We start from the raw sequence: 15,001 nt of genomic DNA on the forward strand, positions 1-15,001 counted from the left end.
GATTACCAACCCCAGTAGTTTAGATCTTTACGCATTTTTAGCTGTCTTATTATATTTAATGGCTTGGGTTTTAGTTTTTCGTTACTTTGTAAAAATTCATTAGCTGCATTTAATACGCGTTGGCTAGATTGGCCATCGGTATACGGATGAAGTTCCTGGCAATAGCTTTCAATATTTTGCATTAAGTCACTAGGTTTAGTAAGCGCGTGTTCAATAGCTGCTTCTACTTCATCTGCGTCGGTAATATCAAGTAAATGAGGAAATGGTTTTTGATTACAAAACGTGACTACCGGTTTACGTAGTAGTAAAAACATTAAAAGAACTGACGATGTATCGCACAGCATAACATCAGCAGCTTGCAGTAACGGCAAAACGTTATCGGTTTCAATAAATGTTAGATTTTCGTTACTCAGCGCTTTATATTTATTAACCCATTCGGCAGGCATTTTAGGATGAAACTGCATCAAAATACGCCACTTACCTTGTTCACTAAAATGTTTTATTTGCTCATATAATTTAGGAGCAAGTGATAGCTTTCGTGAGAAAGTAGAGCATATAAGTAAAGTAGGGCGAGGGTCGTCGCTTACATAAGGATTATTTGAAGTATTACTAAAAAGTGGATCGAGTGTTGGCCAGCCAGTTTCAGTTACCTTAAAGAAACCATGCTGCTTAGCTAGCTCTTTAAATCGGGTTGTTGTATTTGGGCCTTGCGTACAATATAAATCGTAACAACCACGAATAGTAAAATGACCACGATTACCTTCAGATCTGCGCTTTTCAGAATTAAAACCATGAAATACAGCTACTTTTTTACCCGGAATAAAGCTAGGTACTATATTACCCGGTATAAATGTAATGTTTGGATCCCAGCTTTTAACATCTTTTATGGTATGCAAACGTGGCTCGTCTGTGGTTAAAAAATCGGGGTTTACTTCGATACCCGCTAAAAACCAGCGCACTTCGCCACCATTAGCTATTACTGCAGCCTGAATAGGCCTCAAGATAGCGTACGAATAATTTTGAGAGATATACATCAAGTATTTTTTATTTTTAGTGGCAGTTAAGTAGTTCAAGCTATCTCCCCAGGCTGGTTGGCACATTAAGTTTACCCCATTGCGACTCGCTTATAAATATATGCCTTTATTTGTTTTAAGCATCCGATTGAGCTTTGAGGTTGGCTAGATTATTATACAGCCCATATAACCCCATACCATACTTTGCTCAAAGAGCATCCCTAACCCCGGAGATAGCATGACTAGCTATAAAGTTTTAGATGTAAACGATGATTTACCAATTCGTACCAAAGGTGAAGTACATAGCGGTAAGGTTCGTTCAGTTTATTGGCTAACAGATGAAGACAGCGCGCGATTAATTAGCGACAAAGGCTATAAAGTACCTGCAGGCACTGAGCTTGCAATTATGGTTATTTCAGACCGAATTTCGGCGTTTGATTGTATTTGGCAAGGCGAAAACGGGTTAAATGGCGTGCCAGGTAAAGGGATCGCCCTTAACTCGGTTGCATCGCATTGGTTTAAATTATTTGATCAAGCAGGCCTTGCAGGTAACCATATTGTTGATATTCCGCATCCTTACGTATGGATTGTACGCAAAGCCAGTACAGTAAAAGTAGAAGCGATTGCACGCCAATACATTACAGGCAGCATGTGGCGCGATTACGCAAAAGGCGTGCGTAATTTTTGTGGTATTGATTTACCAGAAGGCTTAAAAGCAAACCAAAAGCTTGATAATGTTTTAATTACGCCCTCAACAAAAGGTATTATTGAAGGCGTTGCCGACATTCCACCTGTTGATGATGTAAATATCACGCGTGCTAACATTACTAATAACTTAGATGTATTTAACTTTAAGTCGGCAGATGATGTAACTAAGTACGAAAAACTGCTAGTTGAAGGCTTTAAGTTAATTAGCGATGAACTTGCAAAGCTTGATCAAATTTTTGTGGATACAAAATTTGAGTTTGGTTATGTAGAGGATTTAAATGGCGCGCAACAGCTTATATATATTGATGAAGTAGGCACGCCCGATTCGTCACGTATTTGGGATGAAGCCGCTTATCGCGATGGCAAAATTGTCGAAAATTCTAAAGAAGGCTTTCGCCAGTTACTAATTAATAATGTGCCAGAAAGCGATGTATTATTAAATAAAGACCGTATGAGTGAACGTGAACAAGTTGCTAAAGATTATATTTTACCAGAATCAGTCATGCTTGAAGTGTCAAATACCTATGTAGGTATTGCGAGTAAAATTGTTGGCAAAGATATTGTTATACCTAGCGATCCTCGCCAAGAAGTAATTGCTATTTTAGATGCTGAATACGGATTGATTGTAAAATAACACGACTAAAGGATGGCTTAACCTAATTACTCGGTCTTTATTTGTGGTTACTGGGCTATAATTCTTGCAATTAGTGCTCGTCTCTAATTAACTTAGCTTAACGTTAATAGTTTGGTGTTGTTATGTTAGAGCGAGCATTGCAAAAAATCGTTGTTTTTTAGCGATAGGTTTGTTTTTTAGCCATTTTGCTTTGAGCGCAAATATTGATTTAGTTATACAAGATCAACATGGGCAAGCATTACCAGATGCGGTGGTTGAGCTAAATAAAAATAATATAAAGTCTGCTTTTACACCAAAGACGGTTGCGACAATGGATCAAGTTAATAAGCAATTTTCACCTGAATTATTAATTGTTCAAAAGGGGCAGCAAGTAAATTTTCCTAATAGCGATAATATTCGCCATCATGTGTATTCTTTTTCACAAGCCAAGCCTTTTCAGCTAAAATTATATTCAGGGCAACCAAAAAACCCTATTGTATTTGATAAGCTCGGTGTGGTTGTTTTAGGATGCAATATTCATGACTCTATGATTGGCTATATTTATGTGGCAGATAATGATCTTGTTTATAAAACAGATGAAAGAGGGCGTGTTACTTTGCCAGCCACTTCTTCTGAGGTGACTGTATGGCATCTTCTTCAGCGTGCCGCATTGGAGAATAAAAAAATAATTACTATTAATTCTCAAACACAGCTTTTAATAACCATAAATACTGCGGTCCCAGAGCTTCGAAATACATTTGGCAGTAAATTTAAGGCCCAAAATGACTAATAGTTTAAAAAACCGTATAACCATACTCTGCGTTGGCTTAGTGTTATTAACCACTGTGGTTAGCTTATTTAGTTTTTGGTGGTCTACGAGTAAACTCCAAGAAGAAAAAGTTAACCAAGATATAAGCGTTGCCCAAAGTGTATACAAGCAATACTTAAAATCAAAAGAGAGCCTATTATTAACCGCCGCTAAAGTACTTACCTCTGACTTTGGCTTTAAACAAGCTGTTGCTACACGAGACGCGGGTACAATAAGTAGCGTATTGTTTAACCATAGTCAGCGTATAAACGCCGAGCTAATGTTGTTAATTGATTTGTCGGGTAAATTAATTTCGGCTAATACTAGCGAAGATATTTACGGGCACGATTTACAGCCGCTAATGAAAGAATTATTAAGTACTTCGGAGCAATCTAGTTTTGTTGTTTTAAATAACGAACTTTACCAAGTGATTTTACTTCCCGTTAAGGCGCCACGTACAGTTGCTTATAGTTTAGTCGGATTTAAAATAAATAATGAAGTGGCCGCCGAGCTTAAAAGCTTAACAGGTATGGATGTAAGCTTTATAGGCAGTGCGGATAATTTAGTTATTAGCTCTTTAGTTAAACGCCCAACCCCTTTTGAACCTGTGAACTATTTTAATACGTTAACCACATCACGCTTTTTTGGTGAATATTTAGTGTATCGCAATCGTGATATTGATTTACCGTCGCTACTTTCTCACCCAATTGTTATTTTACTCAGTGCCGATTTAACGCAAAGTTACAGTGATTTTGAAAAGCTATTTTTTACATTAATGATATTGGCTATTTTAACCATGTTTGTAGGTGTTATAACAAGTAGCTTATTAGCAAACAACCTTACTACTCCTTTATCTCAACTCGCTGTTATTGCTAGGCAATTTGCACAAGGTAACTATAGTTTCGAATTTAAAGGAAAAAAACAAAGTACAGAAATAACGACCCTAGTTGATGCATTTAATAGCATGGGTAACGATATTAATGAACGTGAGAAACAAATTAGTTTTCAGGCTCGCCATGACTCCCTTACAGGGTTTTATAATCGTTCAGCAATGCTAGATGTGTTGGGGGATGAATTAGATGCAACGAATGAATACACACTTGTTGCTATTGATATTAAGGGTTTGCGACACATAAACGATAAGTTAGGCCCTCGTGTTGGGGATGACTGTTTAAAAGCGGTAGCAAGTCGTATTAGTGAGTTTTCTGATGAGCTAGGTGGTTTTCATGCGCGAATTGGCGGCGATGAATTTTTAACGGTATTCCCAGCAACTGCAGCACAAGAGCTAAAAAGTGGCATTGACGGCTTAATGATGCAGTTACAGGCTTGCTATACCATTCAAAAGTTAAAAATTAATTTACGGTTTAGTGCCGGTATTGTGCAATACCCAGCGCAAGGTATTACTAGCGATGATTTAATGCGCCGTGTATTGATTGCTGTTGACAGTGCTGCAAGCGATCACGAAAGTATTCATTATTATCAAAGTGGCGAAGACGAAGCGCACTTAGATCGCTTAATAATGCTTGATGAATTAAAGCAGGCTATTAGTGATGACGATGGTCAATTGTTTATGACTTATCAGCCTAAATTACATTTAAAATCGCAAAAAATAGATAAAGTTGAGTCGCTTATTCGCTGGCAGCGAAAAGATGGTAGCTGGGTCAATCCTGAACTGTTTATTGACTTAGCCGAGCAGTCGGGGCTTATTGTTGAACTTACTGGGTGGGTTGTTAATACGGTTGTAGCACAAGTAGCTGATTGGCAGTCTAAAAATATAAACTTACAGGCTGCAATAAATGTATCTGCGCAAGACATAGCATTTCCGGGCTTTCATGCTGCATTAGTTCGTACGCTTAAAAAGTACAAAGTAGATTCTAAGCTGATCACTATTGAGCTTACTGAGCGCGATATGATCGAAAACGAAGAAAAAGGTATTAAAGCGCTCGAAAACCTAAAGGCAATTGGCGTTAAAATATCATTAGATGATTATGGTGTAGGGCAAACATCACTTGGTAGATTAAAAATGCTGCCTATTGATGAGTTGAAATTAGATAAGTGTTTTATTTTAAAACTTGATGAATCGCAAAAAGATCAATTTATAGTGCAATCATCAATTACGTTGGGACATCAGCTAGGTTTCTCGGTTGTAGCTGAAGGCGTTGAAACGCTTGGCTCATTAAATTTACTTAGAGGCATGCAGTGCGACCATGCACAAGGCTATTACTTAAGTAGGCCTTTAAAAGCAGAGCTATTAGAAGAATGGCTGGAGGAATACTATGCAAAAAATTAAATACTTATTAGCAAGTTTGTTTTTAATAGTTAGTGTGCCGAGCATTGCAAGCAATGGAAAACTGCTAGCTACGCCGGGAGTTTCTCAAATTGAAGGCAGTGGCGGCGGGGGGATTGTACCGTGGGCACAACTTGCTGGGTACGCAAGTGATGATGAATTTTCGGTAAATGGCTTTTGTAGCCGCGCAGATGTAACCGACTACACACTTGACGTATGTGGTGCACAACTTAATTTATTTAATCGTGTTGAGCTTAGTTATGCCCAACAGCGCTTTGATGTACCAGCACTTGATGCTGAAATAGAGCAATCAATTACAGGTGCTAAAATACGTTTGTACGGCGATATTGTTTACAGTGATTGGCCACAGCTTAGCTTAGGGATTCAGCATAAATCACTAGATGATGGCAGTATAGCAACACTTGTAGGCGCAGAAGAGACTAGCGGTACTGACTACTACCTCGCTGCTAGTAAATTACATTTAGGGGCTATTGCTGGCTATAACTGGTTTTGGAACGTAACTACACGATACAGTGAAGCTAATCAACTTGGTTTACTTGGTTACGGTGGAGAAAATACTAGTGGAAAAGTATTATTTGAAGGCAGCACAGCACTATTTTTTAGTCGCGTAATAGCCGTAGGTGTTGAGTATCGTCAAAAATCAAATAACTTAAACTTAGGCGAACAAGATTGGAAAGACTTATTTGTAGCGTGGATGCCTAACAAGCATGTGAGTGTGACAGCGGCTTACCTTGATTTAGGAAGCATTGCAGGGGCTGACGATCAAACAGGTTGGTATTTATCGGTAACAGGGTATTGGTAATGAAAAGCGTTGGTATTTTTTTGATTTTTTTGATTTTTTTAGGGTTGCTTAGTGGGTGTGCAAATTCTACTAAGCTCTCACTTTATCAAAAGCTGGATGGTAAAGCGGGGATAGGCAGAATTGTTGATAGCTTTATCTATCAAATAGGCAATGACGAGCAGATAATTCATTACTTTGAACACAGTAATATAGCGCATTTCCGCCAAGGATTTATTACTCATATGTGCATGCTAGTAGAAGGCCCGTGTACATACGATGGCGACTCTATGGTGGCAATTCATACCGGTATGCACATTACAGAGAAAGATTTTAATCATGTTGTTGATTTACTTATAAATGCAATGAATGAGCAAGATGTTAGCCATAGCTTACAAAACGATATTCTTTCTAGAATGGCGCCACTTCGTAGTGAAATTATAAAAATGTAACTATAAAGCTTTCAAAGTAATTATTAAGTAAAGGGAACCTTGCTTTGATTGCATTGTCCACATAGAATTATTTCATAAAAACAACAATTGGCAAATATAGCTTGTATGGCTTATCTATTTATTTCTCGCAAAAATGTACACGCAAAATACTATAAAAAAATAATCAAAAAATTGTCGATGGATTGCCAGTTACACATAATGGGAGCGCCTAAGCTTTCTGCTGTTAAATATTTAAAAGCTGCGTTTCAAGTTAATTTTACTGATGTAGTCAACTCTCAACTAAAACGTAAAAGAGCACGTAATGCTATCTGGAATAACTCTGTTATTACTGCGGTTTATACTGCTGGGTTAGTTTTATTTGAACGATTACGATACGCTAAATATTTAGCCTTATTAAGCGAAGTTAACCCTGAATGTATTGTTATTTGGAATGGCAATAAACTTCCAAATACCACAGTTGCTATGGCTGCAAAAGCATTAGGTATTAAGCAGTTTTATTATGAAAATGGTTTACTACCCGGTACAAGCAGTTTAGACCCTAATGGTATTAACTATAATGCGTCGTTAAGTCGTGACCCTTCTTTTTATCTAAATTTTGATCCACAAAATAAGCTAAGCTTTTCTGCGCCGGATTTAGTTCCAAGAGCTGATCATAAAAAACGCTGTGGATTTGAGTGCGCCGATGTGCCAGAACGCTATATATTTGCGCCTTTTCAAGTACCTCACGATACTCAATTAGCGAGTTTTTCGCCATGGATAGATTCCATGGATATGTTTTATGAGGAAGTGATTAAAGCCGTCAAAAGCTTAAACGATCCAAGTTTGAAAGTGGTTTTTAAAGAGCATCCGTCATGGCATAAACATTACACTCATCTTTATGAAAAAGATCCGATTGCCATTTTTGCTAATGGAAACCAAACAAGTGACTTAATTGAGTGTTCTGAAGCGGTAGTAACGATTAATTCAACAGTCGGCTTAGAAGCATTACTGCTAAATAAACGAGTATTAACTCTTGGACAAGCCTGTTACAACATTGAGGGGCTGGTAAAGCATGCAAGCACTGCAGAGCAGCTAGCAGAGAATATGAACGAAGTAGCGCAGGGCTGGCAACCAAATACATTATTAAAGGATAAATTTTTTAGCTTTATTGAACATGTATATTGTATTCCTGGCGTTTGGAAACACACTGAAGATAAACACATTAAAGCGATTGAAGCGCGTTTTACGGATAATGATGAGTTTGCTAATTATCATGGTGAGAAGGAATCGTAGTGAAAAACCTAATTAACTGTCAGCAATTACACGAGCAACTCCACAACCCTGCATTAGTGATATTTGATGCAGGTATGCTGCGCCCAGGTGTTTTGGGTACTTATTCGCCGCAAGCTATGTTGCCAAGCGCTAAACGTTTTGACATAAAAAACGAGTTGGCTGATAAGTCAAACCCCTTACCAAGTACGGTATGCAGCGAGCAGCAGTTTACTCATGTTATGCAAAATGCAGGCGTAAATAACGATTCACTTATAGTTGTATACGAAGATGGCGGTTTATTTAGCGCAGCAAGGGCGTGGTGGATGTTTAAAGCTATGGGGCATCACAACGTAAAAGTACTACATGGTGGCCTTAAAAAGTGGTTAGAGAGTGGTTACGCCACACAGCAAGGTTATAGCAAATCGTTAGGTAAAGGTGATTTTACGGCAAGCTATAATTCTGCGTGTTTTATCAATAGCCAACAAGTGGTTGACGCAATTGATGAGCCCAGCACTGTATTGCTAGATGCACGTGCTTATAAACGTTTTACAGGCGAAGAAAGTGAACCCCGAAAAGGTATGCGAAGTGGGCATATCCCTAATAGTCGCTCGTTACCTTTTATGGATTTACTTAATAAAGGTGAAGCCAAACCACTTACTGAAATTAAAGCGATATTTAACGACGTAATCGGTGATGTGCAGCAGTTACAATTTAGCTGTGGCTCAGGTATTACGGCGTGTGTTTTAGCGTTATTTGCTACTGAATGTGGTTACAGTAATTTAAGCGTTTATGATGGCTCGTGGAGTGAGTGGGGCGCAAGTGATTCATTACCCATCAGTACGGGTGAAGCATAAGTGTGGTTAGTGTAGAGCTTACTCATGCGAAAAGCGCAGTAAATTACTTTACTACCTTTTAAAACCATAAGGGCAGTTTTTACAACCATTTTTGCAGCACGAACCACGCTTTAAAAAAAACCACTTACTAAATATCATGTAACCACTTTGCATGGTGTAGTCGAGCCCTTCAATTAAATTGTCGTTTCCTCTAAATTGCTTTGCAAAGTCTATTTGGGTTTTAATAGGTTGTGTATAAACACCCTCTAAAAAAGTATTTATTTTATTAAGCGTGCACTTGCGGCATAAACAACTTGTTGCTGTGGTATCTAGCGGTAAAATAGCCGGCAGCTCATTGCACCAACACGCTGATATATCGTCTATATTACACGTTAGAGTACTGTGGCATTGAGTGCAGTTAAGTTCAGTCATTATAATTCTTTTTAGTAACAGTGAGCCAAGAATAACAAATATTATGAATACACAAAAAGCATTAGCTGAATTTATTACGTTTGGTGAACAAAGAGATGAAGCTATATCGGTTATCGTTTCAAGCCCTGCTGATAGCAATAAAACTCACTATACTCTCTCAACCGAGGTTTTAATTGATGTACTTAAACGTTGCCTAAATAACGAAATAGACTTGGATGATTTAGAGCTTTGGGCAAACGTAATTGAATCGCGAGATGATATTGATTGTACTGAGCATGAAGGTTTTATTTATGCGCTCAGTAATAGCGAGCAAATGGGAGAGCTTAATCATCAAAAGCTTGCTCAAATAGTTGCGTTAGTAAAAATTTGATTTGTTTAAAAAGAGAGGTGTAAAACCTCACCTACGACATACACCAAACCGTAGGTGCGAATTTATTTCGCGCTCATGTAACGTGGCTTGGGTGCCAAAAAGCGAGGTATAAAACCTCACCTACAACATACGCCAAACCGTAGGTGCGAATTTACTTCGCGCTCATGTAACGTGGCTTTGGAGTTTAAAAGCGAGGTGTAAAACCTCACCTACAACATACACCAACCTCGTAGGTGCGAATTTATTTCGCGCTCATGTAACGTGGCTTTGGAGTTTAAAAAGCGAGGTGTAAAACCTCACCTACAAAAAAACCGCATTTCAATTAAATGCGGTTTTTAAATTGAAGACAATCGTGTTAAGCGATTATTTATGATATCCCAAGCACGTTTCTACTTCGTTTTTAGAACCTAAAATAACGGCTACTCGCTGGTGGATTGCATCAGGCTGAATATCCATAATACGCTCAGTACCGGTTGATGCAATGCCGCCAGCTTGCTCTACTAACATAGCCATTGGATTTGCTTCGTAAAGTAGGCGTAATTTATTTGGCTTTTTAGGATCTTTGGTGTCGGTAGGGTAAGTAAACAAACCACCACGGCTAAGCACGCGATGCACATCGCCCACCATTGCTGCAATCCAGCGCATATTAAAGTTTTTAGCGCGCGGGCCTGTATCACCGGCTAGCAAATCATTGATGTAGTTTTGCATCGCTGGTTGCCAATGGCGTTGGTTAGACGTATTAATGGCGAATTCGTTTGTATCAGCAGGGATTTCGGCAAAATCTTGTGTAAGTAAAAAGCTGCCTTGTGTTTTATCAAGAGTAAACATGCGCGTGCCTTTACCTGTAGTCAGCGCAAGCATTGTTGATGGCCCGTAAAGTACGTAACCTGCTGCAACTTGCTTATGGCCTGGCTGCATAAAAATGCTTTCATCAGCGGCGTCAGAACCTTCAGGCGCTTCCATAATAGAAAATATAGTACCGACAAGTGAGTTAATATCCGTATTTGACGAGCCATCTAATGGATCAAATGCCACTATAAATTTAGCATCTGGGTTGCCTGCTACTGTGTAGTCTTCTTCTTCAGAGGCGATTGCTTTAACCGTACCTGATTCCAGTAAAATATCTTTTAACAGCTGATTAGATAATACATCGAGCTTTTTTTGAGTTTCACCTTGAATGTTTTCATCAAGGGTTGAGCCTAACACGCCAGAAAGCGCGCCTTGACCAACGCGAAACGAAATTTCTTTACATGCTGCTAAAATTGTTCGAATTAATGATAAAAGTTCTCTTGAACAACCATCTTCAAGTAATACTGGAGGGAGTCTACGCATTCTATTTTCCTGATAACGTGTTAAAACCAATCATAATGTGAGAGAGATTAGCTTAGAGCGCTGAAATTCGTCTTAAATAACTGTATTGTTTAAATAGCACCCTATAATGGGACCACCTAATCGTACTTAAAACACAAATAACAAAGATAAGATTATGAAAAAAATACCACTACTAAGTTACATATTCTTTACTGTGCTGTGCTCTATCATAACTCAAGCGCACGCAGCAATTAAGTCAATTGATGAATTTACTACGCAAATGAATCATTTTCCGGGCTATTATTCGTTTTTTTACGATACCCAAAACGGAAATGTATATTTAAAAGTTGATAAGTTTGAACAACAATTTTTACTGCAGCAAAGCTTGCCTTACGGTATTGGCTCTAACGATATAGGCCTTGATAGAGGTCAGCTTGGTAATACTCACCTTGTGCAGTTTGAGCGTTTTGGCGACAAAGTAATGCTGCGGGCTGTAAATACTTACTATCGTGCTAATACAAGTAACAAGGCTGAGCAGCAAAGTATTAAAGAAGCGTTTGCATCAAGTATACTTGCTGGTTTTAAAGTGGTTGCAGAAGATAAAGCCACAGCACTTATTGATTACACACCTTACTTATTAAGTGATGTACATGGCGTAAGCCGGACGCTTGCAGCACGTAAACAAGGCAACTTTAGCCTTGATGAATCACGCAGCGCCGTTTATATAAATCGCTCAAAAGCATTTGTAAAAAACACCGAGCTTGAAGCCGTACTTACATTTAAGGGCACAAAACCAGGTGAATTTGTTCGCCAAGTAAGTGCCGACCCTTATGCGCTTACTGTTCATATGCATCATTCACTTATTCAATTACCAGATGATAACTACGCGCCTCGTAAGTTTAATCCGCAATCAGGTTTTTGGAGTATAGAACATAAAGATTACGCAGCGCCGCTTGGTGAGTCTATGTATGTGCGTTATATACCGCGTCATCGTCTAACTAAAAAGGACTCAAGCTTACCTATTAGTGAACCTGTTAAACCAATTGTTTATTACCTTGATCCTGGCGTTCCAGAGCCTGTAAAAAGCGCTTTGCTTGAAGGTGGAAAGTGGTGGAACGATGCATTTACTGCTGCAGGATATAAAAATGCATTTATAGTAAAAGTACTGCCAAGTAATGCCGACCCTATGGATATTCGTTACAACGTCATTCAGTGGGTACACCGCGCAACGCGAGGCTGGTCATACGGTAGTTCTGTAATTGACCCACGTACAGGTGAAATACTTAAAGGGCACGTAACACTTGGCTCATTGCGTGTTCGCCAAGATATTTTAATAGCTGAAGCACTCGCTGCTCCTTATTTAAAAGGCAATGAAGTTGCTAAAAACTTGCAAGCAATGGCGCTTGATCGTATTCGCCAATTAAGCGCGCATGAAATTGGTCACACATTAGGTATTGCTCATAACTTTGCGGCATCGGTAGGGGATAGAGCTTCTGTAATGGATTACCCACACCCGCTACTTAGTTTTAATGAACAAGGTAAGCTTGATGTAACGCGCGGGTATGCAACAGGCATGGGCGTGTGGGATACCCAAGTAATTAAATATGGTTATAGCGATTTTACTAACCAAGATGAAAGCGCAGAACTCGCTGCTATTTTAAAGGAGAACAAAACTAAAGGCCTTGAGTTTATATCAGATAGCGACGCTCGAGCTAAAGGTGGCGCGCATCCAACCGCTCATTTATGGGATAACGGCACTAATCCTTCGCAGGAGCTTTTACGAGTACTCGACGTACGTAAAAAAGCGCTTTCGCAGTTTGGTATTAATAATATTAAAACGGGCGACTCACTATCGCAATTAGAGGAAAAACTAGTTCCGCTTTATCTGTTTCACCGTTTTCAGGTTGAGGCTGCGGTGAAGCTTATAGCCGGTGTTGATTACGAATACGAAACACGCAGTGACTCACCCGTAAAAGGTGCGCAAGTGGTTGATAAAAAAATGCAACAAGAAGCGGTAAACGCTATTTTTGCAACGCTTAAGCCAAGTAACTTATTACTTCCTGAATCGGTACTATCGCTAATTCCGCCAAAAGCGTATGGCGAGTCTAAATCGCGCGAGAGCATAGTTGGGCGCACAGGGTTAACGCTCGATGCAATGGCATTACCCGAGGTTGCAGTGCAGCACAGCTTGTCGCTTTTATTAAATGCACAGCGTTTAAATCGCCTAGCCCAGCAGCAAGCGCGTAGTAACGACTTTTATAGTTTAGATGAACTATTAAAAGCGCTTTATAGCCACGTTTTTAACGTATCGTCGCCTAATACAATGACAGGTAAAATAACTCAGCGCGTGCAATTTTTAACAGCAAAAACCATGGCTGATTTAGTAGCAAGCGATAGTGCAAGCCCTGAAGTGCAGGCGCAGTTACGTTACTACTTAGTTAAGTTGAGTGAGGACTTTAACCAAAACTCAATATTGAGCCATACCAGTACTGGCGAGAGTGCGTTTAAGCAATATTTAGCCGAACAAGTAAATCAGTTTTTAATTAAAGGGCATTGGCCAAATAATTTTAAAGTGTTACCAATACCACCTGGATCGCCAATTTAATTATAAACCTCGCTCTTGAGCGCCAATAGCATGTTTAAGAGCGCGAAGTAAATTCGCACCTACAGGGCTGCACATATTGTAGGTGAGGTTTTACACCTCGCTTTTTAAACACCCAAGCCACGTTACATGAGCGCGAAGTAAATTCGCACCTACAGGGTTTTACATATTGTAGGTGAGGTTTTACACCTCGCTTTTTAGCACCAAAGCCACGTTACATGAGCGCGAAGTAAATTCGCACCTACAGGGTTTTACATATTGTAGGTGAGGTTTTACACCTTGCTTTTTAAACACCCAAGCCACGTTACATGAGCGCGAAGTAAATTCGCACCTACAGAGCTGCACATATTGTAGGTGAGGTTTATACCTCGCTTTTTAAACACCCAAGCCACGTTACATGAGCGCGAAGTAAATTCGCACCTACAGGGTTGCACATATTGTAGGTGAGGTTTTATACCTCGCTTTTTAAACACCCAAGCCACGTTACATGAGCGCGAAGTAAATTCGCACCTACTGGGTTGCACATATTGTAGGTGAGGTTTTACACCTCGCTTTTTAAACACCCAAGCCACGTTACATGAGCGCGAAGTAAATTCGTACCTACAGGGTTTTACATATTGTAGGTTAGGTTTTACACCTCGCTTAATTAGCTGTGTAGTGTTTGTATTGTGCATGTTCTTTTACTTGCATAAAGTTGGTTTTTTGTTAACCTACTCGCCTTCCATTTTAGTCTTTTTGAGGTGTTTATGGCGTTTCTATCTCGTTCGATATTGGCGTTGTCCATAGCACTTTCAAGCACCAGTGTATTTGCTCAAAAGCAATGTGATGTAGAACTCAGGCATGGGTTAATCATCACCGACGATGTAATTCGAATTGTTGATAAAGGCCAAACACGTGTGCAAATTAACAACAATAACCAACTGTTTATTCGCGGTTATTGGGTTGATTTAAGTGATGACGAAAGTAAAGTGCTCGAGCAGTTTAGTAATGGTATTCGCCATACAGTCCCTGAACTAGTTAATTTAGCCACCGATGGTGTTAATTTAGGTTTAAGTGCTATTGAGCACGTGGTTGAAGGTATGTCAGATAAAGAGCCTGAGGTGCTTAAAACCCAACTGCAATATGTAGAGCGTGCGCTGATGGATAAATTTAAGCGCGGCGATGATTTCTTTTTTATAGCCCCACAATCACTTTCTCAAATAGATGATTTTTTTACTAAAGAGATCAGCCAAAAAATTCATTCCGCAGTTCATGGGTCTCTCGGTGCCATTTTGGTGTCACTAGGTGATGCGTTTAAGTCGCGAGAAGGTAATATAGAAGATCGTATTAACGATATGGGACAGCGAATGGATATCATTTCAAAAGAAATTGATAAATCATTGCAAAAAAAAGCACATCAACTTGAGCTAAAAGCTTCAGAATATTGCGAATGTTTGAACGCGCTCGATGTTACCGAGTCTCGCCTGCAGGCAATTGTACCTGGCATGGCTGACTTTGATTTAGTACAGATAAAATCGTAATT

General features: G+C 39.3%; 13 protein-coding genes. 10 read left to right on the forward strand and 3 right to left on the reverse strand.

The window, feature by feature from the left end; genetic code table 11:
• Positions 1 to 2: 2 nt before the first annotated feature.
• Positions 3 to 1,073, reverse strand: a complete 1,071-nt coding sequence (locus AC0VZ4_RS02855) for a CDP-glycerol glycerophosphotransferase family protein (RefSeq protein ID WP_475440857.1) — start codon at positions 1,071 to 1,073, stop codon at positions 3 to 5.
• A gap of 178 nt (positions 1,074 to 1,251) precedes the next feature.
• Here AC0VZ4_RS02855 and AC0VZ4_RS02860 point away from each other — a divergent pair, with 178 nt between their 5' ends.
• The 7 genes from AC0VZ4_RS02860 to AC0VZ4_RS02890 all read left to right on the forward strand — a co-directional run bounded on the left by AC0VZ4_RS02860 (position 1,252) and on the right by AC0VZ4_RS02890 (position 8,785).
• Entirely contained in the window at positions 1,252 to 2,355 is a 1,104-nt protein-coding gene (locus tag AC0VZ4_RS02860) for a phosphoribosylaminoimidazolesuccinocarboxamide synthase (RefSeq protein ID WP_475440858.1), read from the forward strand.
• A 136-nt stretch (positions 2,356 to 2,491) separates the two neighbouring features.
• On the forward strand, positions 2,492 to 3,124 hold the full coding sequence (locus tag AC0VZ4_RS02865) for a methylamine utilization protein (protein WP_475441606.1): 633 nt from the start codon (positions 2,492 to 2,494) through the stop codon (positions 3,122 to 3,124).
• The gene (locus AC0VZ4_RS02870) at positions 3,117 to 5,432 is read left to right on the forward strand and encodes a bifunctional diguanylate cyclase/phosphodiesterase (RefSeq protein ID WP_475440859.1); all 2,316 of its coding nucleotides are present in this window, start codon (positions 3,117 to 3,119) and stop codon (positions 5,430 to 5,432) included. Before AC0VZ4_RS02865 ends, AC0VZ4_RS02870 begins: the two co-directional genes overlap by 8 nt.
• Positions 5,419 to 6,252, forward strand: a complete 834-nt coding sequence (locus AC0VZ4_RS02875) for a DUF3034 family protein (protein ID WP_475440860.1) — start codon at positions 5,419 to 5,421, stop codon at positions 6,250 to 6,252. The genes AC0VZ4_RS02870 and AC0VZ4_RS02875 overlap by 14 nt, the downstream gene beginning before the upstream one ends.
• Positions 6,252 to 6,680 (forward strand): group I truncated hemoglobin, encoded by a 429-nt coding sequence (locus tag AC0VZ4_RS02880; protein ID WP_475440861.1) that lies wholly within the window; start codon positions 6,252 to 6,254, stop codon positions 6,678 to 6,680. Before AC0VZ4_RS02875 ends, AC0VZ4_RS02880 begins: the two co-directional genes overlap by 1 nt.
• A 105-nt stretch (positions 6,681 to 6,785) precedes the next feature.
• The gene (locus tag AC0VZ4_RS02885; protein ID WP_475440862.1) at positions 6,786 to 7,952 is read left to right on the forward strand and encodes a capsular polysaccharide export protein, LipB/KpsS family; all 1,167 of its coding nucleotides are present in this window, start codon (positions 6,786 to 6,788) and stop codon (positions 7,950 to 7,952) included.
• On the forward strand, positions 7,952 to 8,785 hold the full coding sequence (locus tag AC0VZ4_RS02890) for a sulfurtransferase (protein WP_475440863.1): 834 nt from the start codon (positions 7,952 to 7,954) through the stop codon (positions 8,783 to 8,785). Before AC0VZ4_RS02885 ends, AC0VZ4_RS02890 begins: the two co-directional genes overlap by 1 nt.
• A gap of 51 nt (positions 8,786 to 8,836) precedes the next feature.
• On the opposite strand, the gene AC0VZ4_RS02895 is transcribed toward AC0VZ4_RS02890, so the two are convergent.
• The gene (locus AC0VZ4_RS02895) at positions 8,837 to 9,196 is read right to left on the reverse strand and encodes a DUF5522 domain-containing protein (RefSeq protein WP_475440864.1); all 360 of its coding nucleotides are present in this window, start codon (positions 9,194 to 9,196) and stop codon (positions 8,837 to 8,839) included.
• A gap of 43 nt (positions 9,197 to 9,239) precedes the next feature.
• Here AC0VZ4_RS02895 and AC0VZ4_RS02900 point away from each other — a divergent pair, with 43 nt between their 5' ends.
• Positions 9,240 to 9,566 carry a hypothetical protein gene (locus AC0VZ4_RS02900; protein WP_008137845.1) on the forward strand — a complete coding sequence of 109 codons (327 nt, stop codon included), beginning with the start codon at positions 9,240 to 9,242 and terminating at the stop codon, positions 9,564 to 9,566.
• A gap of 363 nt (positions 9,567 to 9,929) precedes the next feature.
• On the opposite strand, the gene AC0VZ4_RS02905 is transcribed toward AC0VZ4_RS02900, so the two are convergent.
• On the reverse strand, positions 9,930 to 10,898 hold the full coding sequence (locus AC0VZ4_RS02905) for a class 1 fructose-bisphosphatase (RefSeq protein ID WP_166376454.1): 969 nt from the start codon (positions 10,896 to 10,898) through the stop codon (positions 9,930 to 9,932).
• Between the two features lie 154 nt (positions 10,899 to 11,052).
• Here AC0VZ4_RS02905 and AC0VZ4_RS02910 point away from each other — a divergent pair, with 154 nt between their 5' ends.
• Positions 11,053 to 13,482 carry a zinc-dependent metalloprotease gene (locus AC0VZ4_RS02910; protein ID WP_475440865.1) on the forward strand — a complete coding sequence of 810 codons (2,430 nt, stop codon included), beginning with the start codon at positions 11,053 to 11,055 and terminating at the stop codon, positions 13,480 to 13,482.
• Between the two features lie 743 nt (positions 13,483 to 14,225).
• Entirely contained in the window at positions 14,226 to 14,999 is a 774-nt protein-coding gene (locus AC0VZ4_RS02915; RefSeq protein ID WP_007376785.1) for a YggN family protein, read from the forward strand.
• Positions 15,000 to 15,001 lie beyond the last annotated feature (2 nt).

Source organism: Pseudoalteromonas sp. QJM3NY_22 (assembly GCF_056173065.1).

What these genes read in the sequence shown, in the direction of transcription:
- AC0VZ4_RS02860 (WP_475440858.1), top strand. Translation starts at nt 1,252, where the DNA reads ATGACTAGCTATAAAGTTTTAGATGTAAACGATGATTTACCAATTCGT.
- AC0VZ4_RS02870 (WP_475440859.1), top strand. Translation starts at nt 3,117, where the DNA reads ATGACTAATAGTTTAAAAAACCGTATAACCATACTCTGCGTTGGCTTA.
- AC0VZ4_RS02875 (WP_475440860.1), top strand. Translation starts at nt 5,419, where the DNA reads ATGCAAAAAATTAAATACTTATTAGCAAGTTTGTTTTTAATAGTTAGT.
- AC0VZ4_RS02880 (WP_475440861.1), top strand. Translation starts at nt 6,252, where the DNA reads ATGAAAAGCGTTGGTATTTTTTTGATTTTTTTGATTTTTTTAGGGTTG.
- AC0VZ4_RS02885 (WP_475440862.1), top strand. Translation starts at nt 6,786, where the DNA reads ATGGCTTATCTATTTATTTCTCGCAAAAATGTACACGCAAAATACTAT.
- AC0VZ4_RS02895 (WP_475440864.1), bottom strand. Translation starts at nt 9,196, where the DNA reads ATGACTGAACTTAACTGCACTCAATGCCACAGTACTCTAACGTGTAAT.
- AC0VZ4_RS02900 (WP_008137845.1), top strand. Translation starts at nt 9,240, where the DNA reads ATGAATACACAAAAAGCATTAGCTGAATTTATTACGTTTGGTGAACAA.
- AC0VZ4_RS02905 (WP_166376454.1), bottom strand. Translation starts at nt 10,898, where the DNA reads ATGCGTAGACTCCCTCCAGTATTACTTGAAGATGGTTGTTCAAGAGAA.
- AC0VZ4_RS02910 (WP_475440865.1), top strand. Translation starts at nt 11,053, where the DNA reads ATGAAAAAAATACCACTACTAAGTTACATATTCTTTACTGTGCTGTGC.
- AC0VZ4_RS02915 (WP_007376785.1), top strand. Translation starts at nt 14,226, where the DNA reads ATGGCGTTTCTATCTCGTTCGATATTGGCGTTGTCCATAGCACTTTCA.